This window comes from Knoellia aerolata DSM 18566 (genome assembly GCF_000768695.1).
Taxonomy (GTDB): Bacteria; Actinomycetota; Actinomycetes; order Actinomycetales; family Dermatophilaceae; genus Knoellia; species Knoellia aerolata.
In genome coordinates this window covers 18819-39351 of sequence record NZ_AVPL01000008.1, presented here as the reverse complement: position 1 = coordinate 39351, position 20533 = coordinate 18819, and the positions used below count along the sequence as shown (strand labels likewise).

Annotated in this window: 17 protein-coding genes and 1 pseudogene; 7 read left to right on the top strand and 11 right to left on the bottom strand. The window is 73.1% G+C overall.

Features of this window, described 5'->3' with window-relative positions:
- Window positions 1–5: 5 nt before the first annotated feature.
- A complete protein-coding gene (hflX, locus tag N801_RS05155) occupies window positions 6–1487 on the bottom strand; it encodes a GTPase HflX (protein WP_035933913.1) in 1482 nt (493 codons plus the stop codon).
- A 21-nt stretch (window positions 1488–1508) separates the two neighbouring features.
- Between hflX and N801_RS05150 the strand changes: the two genes are divergently transcribed.
- On the top strand, window positions 1509–2138 hold the full coding sequence (locus N801_RS05150) for a class I SAM-dependent methyltransferase (RefSeq protein ID WP_035933907.1): 630 nt from the start codon (window positions 1509–1511) through the stop codon (window positions 2136–2138).
- A gap of 9 nt (window positions 2139–2147) precedes the next feature.
- On the opposite strand, the gene dapF is transcribed toward N801_RS05150, so the two are convergent.
- The 3 genes from dapF to def are packed head-to-tail and all read right to left on the bottom strand — an operon-like array spanning window position 2148 to window position 4591.
- Window positions 2148–3029, bottom strand: a complete 882-nt coding sequence (gene dapF / locus N801_RS05145; protein WP_084108249.1) for a diaminopimelate epimerase — start codon at window positions 3027–3029, stop codon at window positions 2148–2150.
- On the bottom strand, window positions 3022–3951 hold the full coding sequence (miaA, locus tag N801_RS05140) for a tRNA (adenosine(37)-N6)-dimethylallyltransferase MiaA (protein WP_035933889.1): 930 nt from the start codon (window positions 3949–3951) through the stop codon (window positions 3022–3024). Before miaA ends, dapF begins: the two co-directional genes overlap by 8 nt.
- Window positions 3941–4591 (bottom strand): peptide deformylase, encoded by a 651-nt coding sequence (gene def, locus N801_RS05135; protein ID WP_035933879.1) that lies wholly within the window; start codon window positions 4589–4591, stop codon window positions 3941–3943. The genes miaA and def overlap by 11 nt, the downstream gene beginning before the upstream one ends.
- A 126-nt stretch (window positions 4592–4717) precedes the next feature.
- On the opposite strand from def, the gene N801_RS05130 reads away from it, so the two are divergent.
- Window positions 4718–4933, top strand: coding sequence for an antitoxin (locus tag N801_RS05130; protein ID WP_035933877.1), 216 nt, complete (start codon window positions 4718–4720; stop codon window positions 4931–4933).
- Between the two features lie 125 nt (window positions 4934–5058).
- Here N801_RS05130 and miaB read toward each other — a convergent pair whose 3' ends face one another.
- The 3 genes from miaB to N801_RS05115 form a co-directional block, all read right to left on the bottom strand.
- Complete coding sequence (miaB, locus tag N801_RS05125; protein WP_035933868.1) at window positions 5059–6576, bottom strand: tRNA (N6-isopentenyl adenosine(37)-C2)-methylthiotransferase MiaB; 1518 nt, start codon at window positions 6574–6576, stop codon at window positions 5059–5061.
- A 22-nt stretch (window positions 6577–6598) separates the two neighbouring features.
- Window positions 6599–7333, bottom strand: a complete 735-nt coding sequence (locus tag N801_RS05120; protein ID WP_035933859.1) for a YoaK family protein — start codon at window positions 7331–7333, stop codon at window positions 6599–6601.
- Window positions 7334–7435: 102 nt separating this feature from the next.
- The gene (locus tag N801_RS05115) at window positions 7436–8419 is read right to left on the bottom strand and encodes a homocysteine S-methyltransferase family protein (protein WP_084108246.1); all 984 of its coding nucleotides are present in this window, start codon (window positions 8417–8419) and stop codon (window positions 7436–7438) included.
- Between the two features lie 194 nt (window positions 8420–8613).
- Here N801_RS05115 and N801_RS05110 point away from each other — a divergent pair, with 194 nt between their 5' ends.
- Window positions 8614–9246, top strand: a complete 633-nt coding sequence (locus N801_RS05110) for a YceI family protein (protein WP_035933850.1) — start codon at window positions 8614–8616, stop codon at window positions 9244–9246.
- A 131-nt stretch (window positions 9247–9377) separates the two neighbouring features.
- Here N801_RS05110 and N801_RS05105 read toward each other — a convergent pair whose 3' ends face one another.
- Together N801_RS05105 and recA are read right to left on the bottom strand one after the other, a co-directional pair.
- Complete coding sequence (locus N801_RS05105) at window positions 9378–9845, bottom strand: regulatory protein RecX (RefSeq protein ID WP_035933838.1); 468 nt, start codon at window positions 9843–9845, stop codon at window positions 9378–9380.
- A gap of 435 nt (window positions 9846–10280) precedes the next feature.
- Window positions 10281–11279 (bottom strand): annotated as a pseudogene (gene recA, locus N801_RS05100) (recombinase RecA); the annotation flags it as partial.
- A gap of 335 nt (window positions 11280–11614) precedes the next feature.
- Here recA and N801_RS05095 point away from each other — a divergent pair.
- Window positions 11615–12514: a ribonuclease HI family protein gene (locus N801_RS05095; protein ID WP_035933822.1), complete on the top strand. Its 900-nt coding sequence runs from the start codon at window positions 11615–11617 to the stop codon at window positions 12512–12514.
- A 53-nt stretch (window positions 12515–12567) separates the two neighbouring features.
- Here N801_RS05095 and N801_RS05090 read toward each other — a convergent pair whose 3' ends face one another.
- Together N801_RS05090 and N801_RS05085 are read right to left on the bottom strand one after the other, a co-directional pair.
- Complete coding sequence (locus N801_RS05090; protein WP_035933820.1) at window positions 12568–13575, bottom strand: nitronate monooxygenase; 1008 nt, start codon at window positions 13573–13575, stop codon at window positions 12568–12570.
- A gap of 4 nt (window positions 13576–13579) precedes the next feature.
- Window positions 13580–13804 (bottom strand): DUF3046 domain-containing protein, encoded by a 225-nt coding sequence (locus N801_RS05085; protein WP_035933816.1) that lies wholly within the window; start codon window positions 13802–13804, stop codon window positions 13580–13582.
- A gap of 96 nt (window positions 13805–13900) precedes the next feature.
- Between N801_RS05085 and N801_RS05080 the strand changes: the two genes are divergently transcribed.
- From N801_RS05080 to N801_RS05070, 3 genes are read left to right on the top strand one after another with little or no spacing between them, the layout of a single operon-like run.
- Window positions 13901–14488, top strand: a complete 588-nt coding sequence (locus tag N801_RS05080) for a winged helix-turn-helix domain-containing protein (RefSeq protein ID WP_052112624.1) — start codon at window positions 13901–13903, stop codon at window positions 14486–14488.
- Complete coding sequence (locus N801_RS05075; protein WP_035933811.1) at window positions 14485–15747, top strand: MFS transporter; 1263 nt, start codon at window positions 14485–14487, stop codon at window positions 15745–15747. Before N801_RS05080 ends, N801_RS05075 begins: the two co-directional genes overlap by 4 nt.
- Before the next feature lie 15 nt (window positions 15748–15762).
- Window positions 15763–20490: an ATP-dependent helicase gene (locus tag N801_RS05070; RefSeq protein WP_035933804.1), complete on the top strand. Its 4728-nt coding sequence runs from the start codon at window positions 15763–15765 to the stop codon at window positions 20488–20490.
- Window positions 20491–20533: the final 43 nt, after the last annotated feature.

The window sequence follows — 20533 nt, the reverse complement described above, 5'->3', positions numbered from 1 at the left end:
ACGGGTCAGGCGCGGTAGCCCGACAGCTCGGCCGCGAGGTCGGCGTTGACGCGGGCGGTGACCCGGGTGCCCTCGCCGACGTGCTCGCTGGCGAGGATCTCGCCCTCCTCGTGGAGGCGGCTCACGAGGTCGCCCCGGTCGTACGGAAGGAGGACCTCGACGTCGATGTCCGGCTGCGGCAGCTCGTCGCCGATGAGGGCGCGCAGGGCGTCGAACCCCGCACCGGTGCGGGCGGAGACCGCGATCGCGTGCCTCTCCTGGCGCAGGATCCGGTCGACGACCTCGGGGTCGGCGATGTCGGCCTTGTTGACGACGATGACCTCCTTGACGTCGGTGGCGTCGACGTCGGCGAGGACCGCGCGCACGGCCGAGATCTGGCCCTCGGGGTCCGGGTGCGACCCGTCGACCACGTGGAGCAGCAGGTCGGACTCGGCGACCTCCTCGAGGGTGGAGCGGAAGGCCTCGACGAGCTGGTGCGGGAGCTGGCGGACGAACCCGACCGTGTCGGTGAAGGTGAACTCGCGCCCGTCCGGGGTCTCGCTGCGCCGGACCGTCGGGTCGAGCGTCGCGAACAGCTGGTTCTGGACGAGGACGCCGGCCCCGGTGAGCCGGTTGAGGATCGAGGACTTGCCCGCGTTGGTGTAGCCCGCGATGGCGACGCTGGGGATGCCGTTGGACCGTCGGCTCCCTCGCTTGGTGTCGCGGTGGGTCTTCATCCCGGCGATGTCGCGCTTGAGCTTGGCGACGCGGGTGTTGATCCGTCGACGGTCGAGCTCGATCTTGGTCTCACCCGGTCCGCGCGAGCCCATGCCCTGGCCGCCGGCGGCCTGTCCACCGGCCTGGCGCGACATCGACTCACCCCAGCCGCGCAGGCGCGGGAGGAGGTACTGGAGCTGGGCGAGCTCGACCTGGGCCTTGCCCTCACGGCTCTTGGCGTGCTGAGCGAAGATGTCGAGGATGAGCGCGGTCCGGTCGATGACCTTGACCTTGACGACGTCCTCGAGCGCGCGCCGCTGGCTGGGGGCGAGCTCGGTGTCGCAGATGACGGTGTCGGCTCCCTCGGAGACGACGAGGTCGTGCAGCTCCTCGGCCTTGCCCTTGCCGAGGTAGGTCGCCGTGTCGGGCTTCTGCCGGCGCTGCATGACGCCCTCGAGGACCTCGGCCCCCGCGGTCTCGGCGAGTGCCGCGAGCTCACGCATGGAGTTCTCGGCGTCGACGAGCGTGCCGTCGCACCAGACGCTCGCGAGGACGACGCGCTCGAGCCGCAGCTGGCGGTACTCGACCTCGGTGACGTCCTCGAGCTCGGTGGACAGGCCCGCGACCCGGCGCAGCGCCGCGCGTTCCTCGCGCTCGAGCTGGTCGCCGTCGTAGAGGGCGAGAGGGGCCTCGTCGTCGTCGTCACCGTCGACCAGGAACCCGTCGGAGTCGACGTCGGGGTCGGAGAGGGCGTCGGCCTGGCCGGAGAGGATGTGGTGTCGCTCAGTCATGTTCCGTCTAGGGTCTCATCTATGACCAGCTCGGGGCGAACGGATTCGGTGGACCACTACTTCACCGCGTCCCCGGCCAGCCCGGACGAGCGCCGGCCGCTCGACGTCACCCTCGCGGGCCGCGCGGTCACGGTCGAGGTCGCCCCGGGCATCTTCAGCCCCGGCGGGGTCGACAAGGGGACGGCCGTCCTCTTCGACGAGGTCCCCGACCCCCCACCCTCCGGCCGCTTCCTCGACCTCGGCTGCGGGTGGGGGCCCATCGCCCTGACCCTGGGCCTGCTGTCCGAGCACGCCGACGTCCTCGGGGTCGACGTCAACGAGCGCAGCGTCGACCTCCTCGCCCGCAACGCGCAGGCCCTCGGCCTCGACCACGTGCGCGCGGTGACCCCCGACGCGGTGCCGAGCGACGCGGCATACGACCTCATCTGGTCCAACCCGCCGATCCGCATCGGCAAGGCGGCCCTGCACGACCTGCTGCGCGAGTGGCTGCCCCGGCTCGCCCCCGGCGGGTCGGCCTACCTCGTCGTCCAGCGCAACCTGGGGTCCGACAGCCTCCAACGCTGGATCGAGGCCGAGCTCGGTATGCCGTGTGGTCGCCAGGGGTCCGCCAAGGGCTTCCGCGTCCTCCGGGTGGACGCAGGGGCGCGGTAGCGGGACCGCTCAGAGGGCGGAGAGGTCCACGGTGCCGTCGGCGATGAGGGCAGCAGGGCCGGCGAGCTCGACCTGGTGGCCGGGAAGCGCCCGCACCCGCAGCCGGCCGCCCGGCACGTCGACCGTCCAGTCGCGGGTGGGTTCGGCGTCACCGGCCCAGAAGCTGGTCGCCAGGGCAGCCGCACAGACGCCGGTACCGCACGAGCGGGTCTCACCCACGCCTCGTTCGTGCACGCGCATGGCGATGTGGGCGTCGCCGAGGACCCGCACGAGCTCGACGTTGGTGCCGTTCGACGGATCGGGCTTCACGTGTGGCGCACGGGTCAGGTCGACGTCGGCGAGCACGACCGTCTCGGGCAGGGCCACGACCGTGTGCGGGTTGCCCAGGTCGACCGACAGCGCCGACCAGGGCTCGTCGCCCCCGTCGACGTGGACGAGGGAGTCGAAGCCGTCCGCCGCGGCGCGGTCCGGGTCGAGGAAGCGCCACCTGCCCATGTTCGTCGCGATCATCTCGCCCTCGATGCGGATGCCCTTGATGCCCCCACGGGTGGCGATCTCGAACTCGTCCGCCCCCTCGAGGCCTTCACGACGCAGGTAGGCAGCGAAGACGCGGGTGCCGTTGCCGCACATCTCGGCGACGGACCCGTCCGCGTTGCGGTAGTCCATGAACCACGGGGCGCGCTCGGCCATGGCGCGCACCGACTCCTCAGTGGCCGATGCCGTGGGGACGACGCGGATGACGCCGTCCGCCCCGATCCCGGCGCGGCGGTCGGCGAGGCTGCGGGCCATCTCGGCGTCGACGTCGAGGCGCGCGTCGAGGTCGGGCACGAGGACGAAGTCGTTCTCGGTGCCGTGCCCCTTGGTGAAGCGCCAGGTCGTCATGTCAGCCATTGTCGGCGATCGCCTTCTCGACCCACGCCACGGCGTCGTCGAGCGCGCCGGCGCCGCCGGGGTCGACCCAGTGGATCCGCGGGTCCGGACGGAACCACGACTCCTGGCGCCGCGCGTAGCGCCGGGTGGCCTGGGCCGTCTCGGCGATCGCCCGGTCCCGCGTCATGGTGCCGTCGAGCTGCGCCAGCGCCTGGGCGTAGCCGAGTGCACGGGAGGCCGTGCGTCCGCGCCGGATGCCGTGGGGGACGAGCGAGCGCACCTCGTCGACGAGGCCCTCCCGCCACATCTGCTCGACCCGGCTGTCGATGCGGAGGTCGAGCAGCTCACGAGGCGGGCGCAGTCCGAGCACGGCGGTGGGCAGCAGATGGCGCCGTTCCGGCATCGTCGCACTGAACGGCCGTCCGGTGATCTCGACGACCTCGAGCGCCCGGATCACCCGGCGCACGTTGTGTGGCCCGATGCGTCCTGCCGCAACGGGATCACGCTCCGTCAACAGGGCGAACAGCGGCGCAGGACCCTGCGCCTCCGCCTCGGCCTCGAGCCGCGCCCGCACCTCCGGGTCGGTCGGCGGGATCTCGAGGTGGTCGAGGGCGGCTCGGACGTAGAGCCCGGACCCCCCCGCCACGACGGGGTGGAGGCCGCGACCGCGGACGTCGGCGACCGACCTGCGGGCGGCCACCTGGTACGCGGCGATCGTCGCCTCGTCGGTGACGTCGAGGACGTCGATCTGGTGGTGCGGGACGCCGCGCCGCTGCGCCAGGGGAAGCTTCGCGGTGCCGATGTCCATGCCGCGGTAGAGCTGCATGGCGTCGGCGCCGACCACCTCGCCGCCGACCGCCTCGGCCAGCCGAAGGGCCAGCTCGGACTTGCCGCTGGCGGTCGGCCCGACGACCGCGATGACGAGCGGGCCGTCAGCGGGCAAGTTCGTCCTCGGAGCGGGCGTGCCCGCCCTCGGCGATCACCTCGTCGTCGTCGTACTCGTCCTCGTCGTCGTGGCCGAACGGGTCACGGTCGACGCCGGGCATCCAGGTCAGGCCCGGCGTGCCCCACCCCTGCGCCTTGACCGCCTTCTTCGCCTTGCGCGCCCACTTGCCCTGGAGACGGTCGACGTAGAGGAAGCCGTTGAGGTGGTCGTACTCGTGCTGGAACATCCGCGCGAACCAGCCGGTCGCGGCGTACGAGACCTCGTTGCCGTCGAGGTCGAGCCCGGTGAGCGTGGCGGACTCGCCCCGGCGCAGGGGGAACGACTCGCCGGGCACGGAGAGGCAGCCCTCGGACTCGTCCTGCGGGCTGGGGTCCCCGACGACCGGCTTGGCCGCCGAGACGAACGGGTTGATGACGACGCCACGAACGGGGATGCCGTCGTGGTTGTCCATCTGCCACGTGAAGATCCGCAGCCCCACGCCGACCTGCGGAGCGGCCAGCCCGACACCACGGGCGGCGTCCATCGTCTCGAACATGTCGGCCACGAGCTCGCGAATGCCGTCGTCGATGACCTCGACCGGCTCGGCGCGGCGGTGCAGCACCGGCTCGCCGGTGATGGTGATGGGGCGGATCGTCATGGGTCCAGTGTCGCAAATCCGCGGGCCGTCCCACGACCTCCCCTTGCGCCGGTGGGTCAACAGGTCCATGGTGGGTGGACCGCTCCCCCGGGAGCGGACCCCTGTTGCCCAGAGAGAGGAGCCCCCTTGAGTTTCTTTGACAGTGCCAAGGAGAAGGCGGAGAGTCTGGCCGCGGACAACCCTGACAAGCTCGAGGAATTCAGCGACCAAGGTCTGGAGCGCGGCGGCGACCTCGCCGACGGCGCCTCGGGCGGTCGGTTCTCCGAGCACATCGATCAGGGACAGGCTGCGGCGGACGAGCGCATCGGCTCCGGCGAGGGTGAGAACCCCCCGGCCGAGTAGCACCCTCGATCTCCTCGACACACGCGAGGCCCCGGACCAGGCGGTCCGGGGCCTCGTGCTGTCGCGGGCGGGTATGCCGTCCGGTCCGGTCCGCCCATGGCGCCGGGTGCCGGGTGCCTGGTGGCTCAGGTCCCGCAGGCCGGCGGCGCGGGGGGCGAGGCCACCGGTCGGCCGATCGAGGGCATCCCGAGGCTGACCGCGGGCTTGCCCGGGACGGGGGCGTCCTGGAGGCCCGCCCAGGCGTCGCCGCCCGGGGTGCGGCGCACGGCGTAGGTCCCGCCGTGGAGGGCGCCGTCGGCGACGAGGTGGTGGGGCGCCCCGTAGGTCACGTCGACGCTGACGACGTCGCCGGGGCGGGCGACCTCGCCGCCCTCGGGCACGGCGAAGTGCACGAGCCGGTTGTCGCGGGCACGCCCGCTCATCCGGGCGGTCTCGCGGTCCTTGCGGCCCTCGGAGGGAGCAACGAGCACCTCGACGGTGCTGCCCTCGATGGCGCGGTTCTCGGACCACGACACCTCGTCCTGGAGGGCGACGAGCCGCTCGAACCGCTCCTGCACGACGGCCTTCGGCACCTGGTCGGCCATCGTCGCCGCGGGCGTGCCGGCACGGATGGAGTACTGGAAGGTGAACGCGCTGGCGAAGCGCGACTGCTCGACGACGCGCAGCGTCTGGGCGAAGTCCTCCTCGGTCTCCCCGGGGAAGCCGACGATGATGTCGGTCGTGATCGCCGCGTCCGGGATCTGGTCGCGAACCCGGTCGATGATCCCGAGGAACCGGTCGCTGCGGTACGAGCGGCGCATGGCCTTGAGGACGCGGTCCGAGCCCGACTGCAGGGGCATGTGCAGGCTCGGTGCCACGTTGTGGGTCTGCGCCATGGCCGTGATGACGTCGTCGGTGAAGGCCGCCGGGTGCGGGCTGGTGAACCGGACCCGCTCGAGGCCCTCGATCTCGCCGCAGGCCCGCAGCAGCTTGCCGAACGCCAGGCGGTCGCCGAACTCGACGCCGTAGGTGTTGACGTTCTGGCCGAGCAGGGTGACCTCGACGACGCCCTGCTCGACGAGCGCCCGGATCTCGGCGAGGACGTCACCCGGGCGGCGGTCGGTCTCCTTGCCGCGCAGGCTGGGGACGATGCAGAACGTGCAGGTGTTGTTGCAGCCGACGGAGATGGACACCCACGCGGCGTACGCGGAGTCGCGGCGCGTCGGGAGGGTCGAGGGGAAGGTCTCGAGGGACTCGAGGATCTCGACCTCGGCGCGCTTGTTGTGGCGGGCGCGGTCCAGCAGGGCCGGCAGGCTGCCGATGTTGTGGGTGCCGAAGACGACGTCGACCCACGGCGCCTTCGTGACGATGGTCGCGCGGTCCTTCTGGGCCAGGCAGCCACCGACCGCGATCTGCATGTCGGGGTTGCTCGTCTTGGCCGGGCGCAGCTGCCCGAGGTTGCCGTAGAGCTTGTTGTCGGCGTTCTCGCGCACGGCGCAGGTGTTGAAGACGACGACGTCGGCCGTGTCGGGGCGCTCGGGCGCGGGGACACTGGCCAGGTCGACGTAGCCCGCGGTCTCGAGGAGGCCGGCGAGGCGCTCGGAGTCGTGGACGTTCATCTGGCAGCCGTGCGTGCGCACGTCGTAGGTCTTGAGGTCAGTCATCGCCCTCACAGGGTACGGGGCCTCACCGACGCCGCAGGTCGGTGAGCACCGGCGGGACGGCCACAGCGAAGAGCACGAGGGCCGGAACGATGAGGACCTGGAAGCCGAGGGTGAGGTAGCCCGCGGCACCGAGCACGCCTCCGAGGAGGAAGAGGGTGACGAGCCCGGCCAGCATGCCGAGCTTGCGCAGGTCGGCACGCACGGGCGGCTCACCGGGCATGCGGCTGCGGTAGAGGTGCTTGCCGAGCTCGATCCCGATGTCGGTGACCATGCCGGTCACGTGGGTGGTGCGGATCTGGGCGTCGGAGACCTTGGTGATCGTCGCGTTCTGCAGACCCATGGTGAAGCAGAGGACGACGACGAAGACATGACCACGGTGCTCCCAGACGAGCTGGTCGGCGAGCCCTCCGAACGCGAGGACGAGCACGGCCTCGAGCAGCAGGACGTTCGCGAACTTGCCCCGGAGCCCCCGACGGCGACCCCAGTTGAAGACCAGGGCACAGGTCATCGCCCCGAGGACGAAGGAGGCGAGGGCCTCGACCCCGATGACGACGAGCCCGAGAGAACCCCGCACGAGCTGGTCGGCGATCGAGGCGGTGATGCCGGTCATGTGCGACGTGTAGACCGAGACGGCGACGAAGCCCACGGAGTTGAGCGTTCCCGCGACCAGGGCCAGGACCGCGGCCAGCCAGGCGTTGCGGCGGGCCGTGCGGTCCGCGCCGGCGAGCCGAGCCACCCGCGCCGCTCGGGATCTCATCCGGAGGTGGACCGGGGCAGGGGCTCGTGCGTCACGAGGACCGACGCTACGCGGCCGGGCGCGCGTGGGTCCTCGGCGCCCCGCGGGGTCGCCGTCGGTCGATCACGGGGTGACCCCCCACAGGGCCGCGACGTGGCGGACGTCGGTGCCGCAGCACCCGCCCACGATCTCCAGCCGGGGAAGCCGGTCCTCCAGCCGCCGGTGTTCCGCCACGAGGTCGGTGAGGTCGCCCTCGTCCAGCTCCTCGGCCGCGTCGAGCTGGGCGTGCGACTGCCGTGAGGCGTTGACCCGCAGTCCGGTGACCCGCTCGGCCCAGGAGTCACCCTCGTCGAGCGCGGCGGCGACGTGGGCCGGATGCGCGCAGTTGACGAGCAGGCCGTCGGGCGGCGCCTGGCTCCACAAGGACTCGACCGCCGCGTCGAGCGGCGTCCCGTCGGGCAGTCGCCCGTCGGTCTCCACCGTGAACGAGATCGCGACCTCGAGGTCGTGGTCGCGGGCGGCCTGGACCACGCCCACCGCCTCGGAGACGCTCGTGAGCGTGTAGGCGGTGACCCGCTCGGCTCCCGCTTCGGCGAAGGCGCCGACCTGGAAGGAGTGGTACGCGGCGAACTCGTCGGCGGAGCCGGTCGCGCTGCGGATGTCGCCGTCACCGCGCGGACCGATGACGCCCACGACCCTGGTCCGCGAGCGGGTGAGGTGTCCCGACGCCCCGAGGTTCTCCGCCAGACCGGCGAGGAAGACGATGCTCTCGAAGTTGACCTGGAGGACGTCGGCGAGCGAGCCGCCGAGGGCCGCCACCCAGTCCGGACTGGCCCGCCACGTCGGCGTCTCGAGGAGGAGCCCGGCACCGGCGGCACATGCCACCTCGGCGAAGCCGGAGTAGTGGGAGGTGAGCAGGGACCGGCCGTGCGGGTCCGACAGCAGCGGGTGGGCGGCGAACAACGGCAGGTCCACCCCGTGACGGAAGATGAGGTCCGTCTCCAGGCCCCCGTCGGTGACCCACCGGAAACCGGTCTGCGACGAACCCCCGGACGAGGCGGATCCTGCCGGGACCGGGTCGGAACCGTGACGCGTGCCAGCGCTCATCCAGGGCCTCCCTTCGGGGTGCGGAGGTCCCAGCCTCCCCCGCCGCGGCGACCCGCACCAGACCCCGTCCGAGGGCTCGTCGCCGACGTCGAGGTGCCCACCCCCACCGCCCCCTCGTCCAATAGTTGACATGACAACCAAAGTCGTGCAGACTATCGATTGAAGGTTCAACCACTACCACCGAAGGACTGATCATGGGACTGTTCACCCGCACCGCCAAGACCACCACCCCCGCCCCGACGTCGGCGCCCGCCGCCACCGAGGCGTCGTCGAGCTTCGTCTCCGACATCTCCGGCGACTACGTCCTCGACCCGAGCCACTCGCGTCTGGGCTTCTCCGCCCGCCACGCCATGGTCACCAAGGTCCGCGGCAACTTCGACGAGTTCGAGGGCACCGCCCACGTCGACACCGCCACCCCGGCCAACTCCAAGGTCGACGTCACCATCCAGGCCGCGTCCGTCACCACGGGCAGCGAGCAGCGTGACGGTCACCTCAAGACCCCCGACTTCTTCGACATCGAGAACCACCCGACGCTGACCTTCGTCTCCACCGACGTGGCCCGCGACGGCTCCGAGTGGGCCATCACCGGTGACCTGACGATCAACGGCGTCACCAAGCCCGTCACCATCGACTTCGAGGAGACCGGGTCCGCCAAGGACCCGTACGGCAACACCCGGATCGGCTTCGAGGGCTCGACGACCATCGACCGCACCGACTGGAACCTCAACTTCAACGCGGCCCTCGAGACCGGCGGCGTCCTGGTCAGCGAGAAGGTCAAGCTGGAGTTCGACATCTCGGCGATCGCTCAGGTCCCGTCCCAGGTCTGACCGACCCGAGGGAGCGAAGGGCGAGGACCACACGGTCCTCGCCCTTCGTGGCGTCCGGGTGAGGCCAACGCCCCCCGGACCCTCCCGCGGCCGGCCCACGTCAGGGCAGGTCCGGCCCCTCGGGCCCGACGTCAGTCCCGCTGGTGCTCCGCCGTCCCCGCGATCGCCTCACGGATGACGCGCATCGAGACGTCGGAGGGGTAGCCCTTGCGGGCGAGCATGCCCGCGAGCCGCCGGGTCTGCACGGTGGCGTCGAGGCCGTGCAGGCGGCGCAGGCGCTTCTCGACGAGCGCCCGGGCGCGCTCCTCCTCGTCCGCGGGGTCGACGTCCTCGAGCACGGCCTCTGCCACCTCGTCGGACACCCCCTTCTGGCGCAGCGTCTGCGCCAGGGCGCGCCGGGCGAGCCCGCGACCGGCCTGCTGCGATCGCACGAGCATGCCCGCGTACGCCTCGTCGTCGACCAGCCCGACGTCCTCCATGCGGTCGAGGACCGCGGAGGCGACGTCGGGGTCGCACTCGCGTCGTGCCAGCGCCTGTTCGAGCTGGGCGCGTGACTTGGGCGAGTTCGTCAGCTGGCGCAGGACGATCTGGCGCGCCACGTCGTGCGCGTCCGGTTCGGTGCCGGTCGACTCGGCGTCCGGCGGCGGAGGTGCCGGTGCAGCACGGCCGCGTCGGGACCCGCCGTCTCGGCCCGTTCGGCCCTCCCCTCGTCCCTGCCCGCGCCGCTGCCCCCGTCGTGTCGACGGTGACGTGGACGACCGGCCGGGCGTCGACGACGAGGAGCCGGTCCCGGGCCGGGTCGACCCGTACCCCAGCGGCTCGCTGCCCACGGGCTCGAAGCCCGGGCTCGCCGACGGGGGCGGGGGGTGGGGCGGGGGCGGCAGGTCAGGTCGCGCCGCCGCCCACGGGGGCGGCGGCGCGTCCGCGTCGGCGAAGGTCATCGCGTCAGCTCCGGGCAGCGGTCAACGGTCGCCCGGTCAGAAGTCGACCGGGACCTCGGGGACGGCCTCCAACGGCGTGTCGACCCGGGGGCCGATGCCGAGCTTCTCCTTGATCTTCTTCTCGATCTCGTCGGAGAGGTCGGGGTTGTCCTTGAGGAAGTTGCGGGCGTTCTCCTTGCCCTGGCCGAGCTGGTCCCCCTCGTACGTGTACCAGGCGCCGGCCTTGCGCACGAAGCCCTGCTCGACCCCCATGTCGATGAGCCCGCCCTCACGGGAGATGCCCTGGCCGTAGAGGATGTCGAACTCGGCCTGCTTGAACGGCGGCGCCACCTTGTTCTTGACGACCTTGACCCGGGTGCGGTTGCCGACGGGGTCGCTGCCGTCCTTGAGGGTCTCGATGCGGCGGACGTCGAGACGCACGGACGCGTAGAACTTCAGGGCCTTGCCACCGGTCGTGGTCTCGGGCGAGCCGAACATCACGCCGATCTTCTCGCGCAGCTGGTTGATGAAGATCGCGGTGGTGCCGGTGTTGTTGAGCGCGCCGGTGATCTTGCGCAGGGCCTGGCTCATGAGCCGGGCCTGGAGGCCGACGTGGCTGTCACCCATCTCGCCCTCGATCTCGGCGCGCGGCACGAGGGCGGCGACGGAGTCGATGACGATGATGTCGAGGGCGCCGGAGCGGATGAGCATGTCGGCGATCTCGAGCGCCTGCTCACCGGTGTCGGGCTGGGACACGAGCAGGTTGTCGGTGTCGACGCCGAGCTTCGCGGCGTACTCCGGGTCGAGGGCGTGCTCGGCGTCGATGAACGCCGCGATGCCACCCGCGCGCTGGGCGCTGGCCACGGCGTGCAGGGCGACGGTCGTCTTGCCCGAGCTCTCCGGGCCGTAGATCTCGACGACCCGGCCCCGGGGCAGGCCGCCGATGCCGAGCGCGACGTCGAGCGCGATCGAGCCGGTGGGGATGACCTCGATGGGGGGACGCACGTCGTCGCCGAGGCGCATGATCGCGCCCTTGCCGTGCTGCTTCTCGATCTGCCCGAGGACCACGCCGAGGGACTTCGCGCGGTCGTTGCTGACGGCTGTTGCAGCCATGTCGCACCTGCTCTTCCTGTGTCGTTCGATGTGCGCGCCCGCCGGCGACCCGTGTCCGCGGTCGGTCTCGTCGCGATCTCGGGTCAGACGCTAGGTCGTCGCACCGACAGCGGTCTGCAGCTGCCGTGGAGGCTGTGGACAGGGGCTGCGGATCCGGCGACCTGTGCACAACAGTAGACGAACACGTGTTCGACGCAAGGGATCGCCGGTCGCGACACGCCGGACCCTCGGCCGGTCGGTCGGCCGGCCGGTCAGCCGGTCGGCGACGCCGGACCCGGAGGTCGGGAAGCGACTGGTCCACGGTCGGGGCCCGGGCACTGGCAGACTCCTGCGCCGTGACGATCATCGCGGCAGCAGACGGCTCGGCCCTCGGCAACCCCGGACCGGCGGGGTGGGCCTGGTACGTCGACGACGCCCACTGGGCCGCCGGCGGGTGGCCGCACGGTACGAACAACCAGGGGGAGCTCACCGCGGTGCTCGACCTGCTCGAGCAGACGGCGGACGCCGACGACGACCTCGTCATCTACTGCGACAGCACCTACGTCATCAAGTCCATCACCCAGTGGATGCCCGGCTGGAAGCGCAAGGGGTGGAAGAAGGGCGACGGCAAGCCGGTGATGAACGTCGAGATCATGCAGGCGCTCGACCGCGCGATGACCGGCCGGACGGTGCGTTTCGAGTGGGTCAAGGGGCACTCCGGGCACGAGCTCAACGAGGAGGCCGACCGCCTCGCCAACGGTGCGGCGACGGCGTGGCAGCGCGGCGCCGCCCCCGACCCCGGCCCCGGCTGGACCGGAGCGGGGACCACACCCCCGGAGCGCCCCGCCCCGGCCTCGGCGCCCTCTCCTCCGGCGCCGGAGCCCGACCTCTTCTCGGACCTCGACGACACCCCCGCCCCCACCGACGAGGAGCAGGTCATCGCCCTCGAACGCGCCCTCCTCGAGGACGCGACCCGCTCCGACAGCGCCGCGGTCGCCGCCCTCCTGCATCCGCAGTGGTCGGAGGTCGGCCGGTCCGGCCGGCTCTGGACCCGCGCCGAGATCCTCGACGAGATCGGCCCGCTCACGTCGCCGGTGACGCTCGACGTCATCTCCTGCCTCCGGGTGGGCGAGGACGCGCTGCTGCTCACCTGGCGGGCGTCGACCGACTCCGGCTCGACGCTGCGGTCGTCGCTGTGGGTGCGCACGTCCGGCCACTGGCAGCAGCTGTTCCACCAGGGCACCCCCGAGACCTGACCACCCGACCCGGCGGACCGGCATACGGCTGCGGGTGAGCCGACCCGAGCGGGTCAGGCCTTCGAGAGCAGCTCGGCCACGATGTCGGCCGCGGGCGCCTGGCGGGCGCTGCGGTGCCCGGTGCCCGCCCACAGGTGGACGAGGTCGGGCTGGCCGGTGGCCTTCCCGTGACGGCGCAGCGGTGCCGTGAGGTGGTGCACCTGCGGGTAGGCCGCGGGGGCCGCCTCGCCGAACACCTCGGTCCACGACGTGGAGAGTGCGCGGGCACTGCGCCCGGTGAAGGCACGGGTCACGACGGTGTCGGCGCGGTGAGTCAGCTCGTGCCGGTGCACCTCGGCGGTGCCGGCCTCGTCGGCGCGCAGGAAGGCCGTCCCGCACGCCACGGCGTGCGCTCCGGCGTCGAGCAGCGCGGCCAGGTGGGCGGGGTCGGACACGCCGCCGGCGGCGATGACCGGCAGCGAGGTGAGCTGCTGGATGCTCTGCAGCAGCAGGCGGGTCGGCGCCTGGTGGTGCCCGGTGTCGACCGGGCCCCCGCGGTGACCCCCGGCCTCCCAGCCCTGGGCGACGATCGCGTCGACGCCGAGCTCGTCGGCCCACGCCGTCTCGCTCGCCTCGTTGAGCGTGACCCACACCTCCATGCCGGCGGACCGGAGGCGGTCGACGACGTCGGCGGGCGGCCACGCGAACGCGAAGGACACGACGGCCGGGCGTTCGGCGAGGACGACCTCGATCTTGGCGTCGAACGAGTCGTCGTCGTGGACCGGCTCCCCGAGCGCGACCCCGGCCTTCTCCGCCAGCGGCCGCAGCCGCGCGGCGTAGTCGTCGACGCGGGCCGCGCTGCCCGGCTCGTAGGGCGAGGGCGCGAAGAGGTTGACCCCGAACGGCGCGCCGCCGACGGCCGAGCGCAGCAGGACGATGTCGTCGCGCAGACGGTCCGGAGGGAGGTAGGCGCCGGCGAGGAAGGCGAACGCCCCGGCTCGCGTCGTGGCGGCCGCGAGCTCGACCGTGCCGGGCCCGCCGGCCATCGGCGCGAGGACGACGCGGCGGTCGAGGAGGGTCACCGGTTCAGGCGCGCTCGGGCGCGTCCTCGCGACCGAGCCGGCGCTCGTGCGGCACGTCCATGTCGTCGCACAGCGCGAGCCAGACGAGGCGGGGGTGCATGCCGTCGTCGAGCGCCTGCATGACGCTGCGTCCGCCGAGGACTCCGAGGACGTGGTCACGCGCCAGCGTGGGTGCGTAGGTCTCGCCGAACTCGTCGTGCATCAGCGTCCAGAAGTGGCTGATCCGCATGGGCGCGAGTGTGTCACACCGACCTCGTTGTCATGAATCGCCGAAGAACCGGGCGAGATCCTGCGATCCCACACATTCCTTTGTAGGGTCATCGCCATGGCGACCCCCCTGGAGCCCGACCCGCGGCGGGACGTCGTCCTCGACGCGACGACGCTCAAGGCGTTGACGCACCCCCTGCGTCCGCGGATCCTCAGTGCCCTGCGCCTCCACGGACCGGCCACGGCCTCCCGTCTCGCGGCCCATCTCGGGGTCAACACGGGGGCCACGAGCTACCACGTCCGCCAGCTCGCCGAGGCCGGCTTCGTCGTCGAGGCGAGCGAGCTGGGCAACGCCCGCGACCGGTGGTGGCGAGCCGCCCACGCCCGGACCTACTTCGACACCCACGACGCGGACCAGGAGACGTCGGCCGCCTACCTGTCCGCGGTCGCGGCCGGGTACGCCGACAACGCCCAGAGGGCCATCGCCGAGATCGCCACCCTTCCGCCGGAGTGGGAGGACGCGGGGACGTTCAGCAACTTCACGCTGCGCCTCACACCGGACGAGACCACGACGCTCATGGCCGACCTCACCGCGGTCATCCGGGCCTACCGCCCGCACCAGGGCACCGAGGACGCCCCCGCCGACGCCCGGCCGGTCTCCGTCAACCTCGAGGTCTTCCTCGCCCCCGGGATGTCCGACGAGTGAACGCCGCACCGACGCGCCCCAGCCGGCGCGGTCTCTACGGCATGCTCGTCGCGTCGGGCGTGTCCATCGCGGGCACGCGCGTCTCGACGATCGCGCTCCCGGTGTTCGTCTACACCCAGACGAGGTCACCCAGCCTCACCGGCCTCGTCCTCGCCGCCGAGATGGGGCCCTACGTCGTCTCGAAGGCGCTCGGCGGGCCTCTCGTCGACCGTCGCGGTCCGCGCGCCATCAGCGTCATCGGGGACCTGGTGAGCGGCGCCTTCCTCGCGCTCATCCCGATCCTGTATGCCGTGGGGCAGCTGTCGCTGCCCGAGCGGATCCCGCTGCTGCTGGCCCTCGTCGCCCTGGCCGGCGTCTTCCGCGGGCCCGGCGACGGCGCCCGCAACACGATGATCCCCGCGGTCGCCGACGCCTCCGGGATGCGAATCGAGAAGATCACCGGGCTGGACAGCACGATCGACCGGGCGAGCGGGCTGCTCGGGGCCGGCATCGGCGGCCTGCTCGTCGCCGGCTTCGGTGCGCCCGAGACCGTCGCCGTGACCGCCGGCGCCTCGTTCCTCAGTGCCCTGGTCGTCGCGGTCCTCGTGCCACCGCTGACCGCGGCCGGCTCGACGGAGACCGGCTCGTACACGTCGCGGCTCAGGGCCGGCGCGTCGTTCCTCCGCCAGGACCGGCTGCTGCGCTCGGTCCTCGCGATGATCGCGGTGACCAACCTGCTCGAGGCCGCCTACATCTCGGTGATGCTCCCGGTCTGGGTGCTCGACCAGGGTCGCGGCCCGGAGCTCATCGGGCTGCTCGGGCTCCTCTTCGGCGGCGCCGCGGTGGCGTCGAGCCTCGTGGCGACGACGATGTCGGGGCGCTTCAGCCGGCGCACGGCCTACCTCGTCGGCTTCACCCTCGCGGGGGCGCCGCGCTACCTCGCCCTCGCGGTCGACGCACCGCTGTGGGTCATCGTCGTCACCAACGTCGCCGCCGGTCTCGGGGCGGGGTTCATCAACCCGACGATCGGGGCGATCTTCTTCGAGCGGGTCCCGCGCCACATCGTCGGCCGGGTGGGATCGCTCGCCGACGCCCTCGCCTGGGCCGGCATCCCCATCGGCGGGATCGTCGGGGGCGCCGCGGTCGCCGCCGTGGGGGTGGCGCCGGCGCTGGGAGCCGCCGGGACGGCATACCTCGTCTCGACGACCGTGCCGGGGCTGCGTCCGGAGTGGAGGGAGATGGACCTCGCCCGGAGCCCGTCGGCTGTCGGACGTGAGTGAGAGGCTGGCCCTCTCATGACGACCGACGTTCTCGAGCGCTTCTCCCCGCCCACGGCGACGTGGTTCCGGGACTCGTTCAGCGCACCCACCCCGGCCCAGGCCGGGGCGTGGGAGGCCATCAGCAGCGGGCACCACGCGCTCGTCGTGGCACCGACCGGGTCGGGCAAGACGCTGTCCGCGTTCCTCTGGGCCCTCGACCGTCTCGGGTCCGAGCCCATCCCCGACGAGAAGCTGCGTCGCTGCCGGGTCCTCTACGTCTCGCCGATGAAGGCGCTGGCGGTCGACGTCGAGCGCAACCTGCGCAGCCCCCTCGTCGGCATCGGTCACGCCGCGACCCGGCTCGGCTCCACCCCTCCCGACATCACGGTGTCCGTCCGCAGCGGTGACACCCCCGCCGCCGAGCGACGCGTCTTCGCGCGGGCGCCCAGCGACATCCTCATCACCACCCCCGAGTCGCTCTTCCTGCTCCTCACCTCGCAGGCGCGTGAGGCGCTGCGCGGGATCGAGACGGTCATCCTCGACGAGGTCCACGCCGTCGCGGGCACCAAGAGGGGTGCCCACCTCGCCCTCTCCCTCGAGCGGCTCGACGCGCTGCTCGACCGGCCCGCCCAGCGCATCGGCCTGTCGGCCACGGTCGAGCCCGTCGACGAGGTCGCGCGGTTCCTCGCGGGCGGTCGCCCGGTCGACGTCGTGCGTCCGCCCTCGACCAAGGAGTGGGACCTCGACGTCGTCGTGCCCATCCCCGACATGTCCTCGCTGGGCGAGGTCGTCGAGGGCGACCTCAGCGGCCCGGCCGCCGGTGCCGAACGGCGCGCGTCGATCTGGCCGCACGTCGAGGAGCGCATCGTCGACCTCATCGCGTCGCACCGGGCCACGCTCGTCTTCGCCAACTCCCGTCGGCTGGCCGAGCGGCTCACCGCGCGGCTCAACGAGATCTGGGAGGAGCGGCTCGAGCTGGAGGCGCAGGCCCGGGCCGCCGGGGACGCGGAGCCGGTGGGGGCGGACCCCCGCCAGGCGCGGTCCCGCACCCCGGCCCAGGTGATGGCGCAGGCCGGCGGGTCCGCCGGCGCTCCGGCCGTGCTGGCCCGGGCCCACCACGGCTCGGTCAGCAAGGAGCACCGCCAGCTCATCGAGGAGGACCTCAAGGCCGGCCGGTTGCCCGCGGTCGTCGCCACCTCCAGTCTCGAGCTCGGCATCGACATGGGCGCCATCGACCTCGTCGTCCAGGTCGAGTCGCCCCCCTCGGTCGCGAGCGGCCTCCAGCGGGTCGGGCGCGCCGGTCACCAGGTCGGTGCCGTCTCGCACGGCATCCTCTTCCCCAAGTTCCGCGGCGACCTCGTCCAGACCGCCGTCGTCGTCGAGCGCATGCGTCTCGGCGCCATCGAGTCGCTGCGCGTCCCGGCCAACCCGGTCGACGTCCTCGCCCAGCAGATCGTCGCGATGACCGCGCTCGACGAGTGGGCCGTCGACGACCTCGAGCAGGTGGTGCGGCGCGCCGCCCCCTTCGCGTCCCTGCCCCGCTCCATCCTCGAGTCGGTCCTCGACATGCTCTCCGGTCGCTACCCGAGCGACGAGTTCGCCGAGCTCCGGCCGCGCATCGTCTGGGACCGCGTCACCGGGGTGCTCACCGGGCGGCCGGGTGCCCAGCGCCTCGCCGTCACCTCGGGCGGCACGATCCCCGACCGCGGCCTCTACGCCGTCTTCCTCGCCACCGGTGAGGGCACCGGACGGCGCGTGGGCGAGCTCGACGAGGAGATGGTCTACGAGTCGCGGGTCGGCGACGTCTTCACCCTCGGCACGTCCACGTGGCGGATCGAGGACATCACCCACGACCGCGTCCTCGTCACCCCGGCCCCGGGCCAGCCCGGCAAGCTCCCGTTCTGGAAGGGCGACCAGCTGGGCCGTCCCGCCGAGCTCGGCCGGGCCGTCGGGGCGTTCGTGCGCGAGGTGGCGGCGTCGACCCCCGCGCAGGCCCGCACGCGGGTGTCCGCGGCCGGGCTCGACGAGTGGGCCACCGACAACCTCGTCGCCTACCTCGAGGAGCAGCGGGCGGCGACCGGGCACGTCCCCGACGACCGCACCATCGTCGTCGAGCGCTTCCGTGACGAGATCGGCGACTGGCGCGTCGCCGTCCACTCCCCGTTCGGTGGCCAGGTCCATGCCCCGTGGGCGTTGTGCGTCTCGGCCCGCATGCGCGAGCGGTTCGGGGTCGACGTGCAGGCCATGCACGGCGACGACGGCATCGTCTTCCGGCTGCCCGACCTCGAGTTCGACGGCGAGGGCTCGTCCGGTCGCGGGGCCGCGGCCGAGCTGCTCGACCTCGTCCGGCTCGAGCCCGACGACGTCCACGACCTCGTCACCGGTGAGATCGGCGGGTCCGCCCTCTTCGCCGCCCGCTTCCGCGAGTGCGCCTCCCGGGCGCTGCTGCTGCCCCGGCGCCGGCCCGACCGGCGACAGCCGCTGTGGCAGCAGCGCCAGCGCGCCGCCCAGCTGCTCGAGGTGGCGAGCCAGTACGCCTCCTTCCCCATCGTCCTCGAGACCGTCCGCGAGTGCGTGCAGGACGTCTTCGACGTGCCCGGTCTCACCGCCCTCATGTCCTCGATCGCCTCCCGCGAGGTGACGCTCGTCGACGTCGAGTCGAGCCAGCCCTCCCCCTTCGCCCGGTCGCTGATGTTCGGCTACGTCGCCCAGTTCCTCTACGAGGGCGACTCACCGCTGGCGGAGAAGCGGGCCGCTGCGCTGTCGCTCGACCCGACGCTGCTCGCCGAGCTCCTCGGTCGCGGCGAGGGCCTGTCGCTGCGCGACCTTCTCGACCCGGAGGCGGTGGCACGCACCGAGTCCGAGCTGCAGCGCCTCGCCGAGGAACGACGCTGCCGCGACGGCGAGGACGTCGCAGACCTCCTGCGCACCCTCGGCCCGCTGACGCTCGCGCAGATCGAGGCCCGCACCCGCGACGGCGCGAGCACGAACGAGATCGGTGGCTGGCTCGTCGAGCTCGAGGGCGCGCGTCGCGTCATCCGCGTCCGGGTCGGCGGCGAGGAGCGGTGGGCGGCCATCGAGGACGCCTCCCGGCTGCGCGACGCCCTCGGGGTCTCGCTGCCGGTCGGCGTCCCCCAGGCGTTCCTCGACCCGGTCCCCGACCCGCTCGGCGACCTCGTGGCCCGCTACGCGCGCACCCACGCCCCCTTCCCCGTCGTCGCGGTCGCCCAGTGGTGGGGCGTCGGCCCGGCCGTTGCCATGGACGCGCTGCGCCGCCTCGTCTCGTCCGGTCGGGTCGTCGAGGGCGAGCTGCTGCCGACCGAGAGCGGCGGTGGCCAGCACGGCCTCGACTACTGCGACGCCGAGGTGCTGCGCACCCTGCGCCGACGCTCCCTCGCCGCCCTGCGGGCCGAGGTCGAGCCGGTCGCCGCGGTCGAGCTCGCCCGGTTCCTGCCGCAGTGGCAGTCGGTCGGGGGAGGCCTGCGCGGTCGCGAGGGCCTCATCCGGGCCGTCGAGCAGCTGGCCGGGGCCGTCCTGCCGGCCAGCGCCCTCGAGACCCTCGTCCTGCCGGCGCGGGTCGCCGGCTACTCCCCCGCGATGCTCGACGAGCTCATGAGCGTGGGCGAGGTCGTCTGGCGTGGCCACGGATCCCTCCCCGGCGACGACGGCTGGGTCTCCCTCCACCTCGCGGACACGGCCCACCTGACGATGACGGCGCCCGACGACGCCGAGCTCGGTGACCGGGCGCAGACCGTCCTCGACGTGCTCTCCCGCGGCGGCGCCTACTTCTTCCGGGCCCTGGCCGACGCCGTCGAGGCGAGCGACACCGAGGTCGTCGACGCCCTCTGGTCGCTCGTGTGGTCCGGCCACGTCTCGGGTGACACCTTCACCCCGGTGCGCGCGCTGCTCGCCGGGGGACGCACCGCCCACAAGCGAGCCACGTCCGGTCCCCGCTCGACCCGGTATGCCGGCCGCACCGGTTCCCTCGGCACGCTCGGTGGTCGACGGGGCGGCTCACGCCCCCACACCGTCGCCCGCTCCGCCCCGGCGACCGTCGCCGGACGCTGGGCCCTCCTGCCCGAGGTGGAGACCGAGACCACCGTCCGCACCCTCGCCACGGCCGAGATCCTCCAGGACCGCTACGGCGTGCTGACCCGGGGCAGCGTCGTCGCCGAGGACGTGCCCGGCGGGTTCGCCGCCGTCTACCGCGTCCTCGCCGCGGCCGAGGAGTCCGGGCGGGTGCGCCGTGGCTACTTCGTCGAGTCGCTCGGGGCGGCGCAGTTCGCGACGACCGGGGCCATCGACCGGCTCCGCGCCGGGGCCCGGGCCCTCGGGGCGTCACCGGAGCCCAGCGACCAGCGCGCCCTCGTGCTCGCCGCCACCGACCCCGCCAACGCCTACGGCGCGGCGCTGCCGTGGCCGGACCGCCCCGTTCCCGAGGGTGCCGACGAGCCCGACGTCCCCGGACGCAAGGGGCACCAGCCCGGTCGCAAGGCGGGCGCGCTCGTCGTGCTCGTCGACGGTGAGCTCGTCCTCTACGTCGAGCGGGGCGGCAAGACCCTGCTCTCCTGGACCGACGACGGCGTGAGCCTCCAGGCCGCGGCCGACGCCCTCGCCCTGGCGGTGCGGGAGGGCGCCCTCGGTCGGCTCACCGTCGAGAAGGCGGACGGCGGCGCGCTCCTCGGGTCCGGCCACCCGCTCGTCGACGCGCTGGCCCAGGCCGGCTTCCACGCGACGCCGCGCGGGCTTCGCCTGCGGCGATGACCCCCGTGGCGGCCTCGCGGCCGGTCCCGGCCCGGGAGGGTGA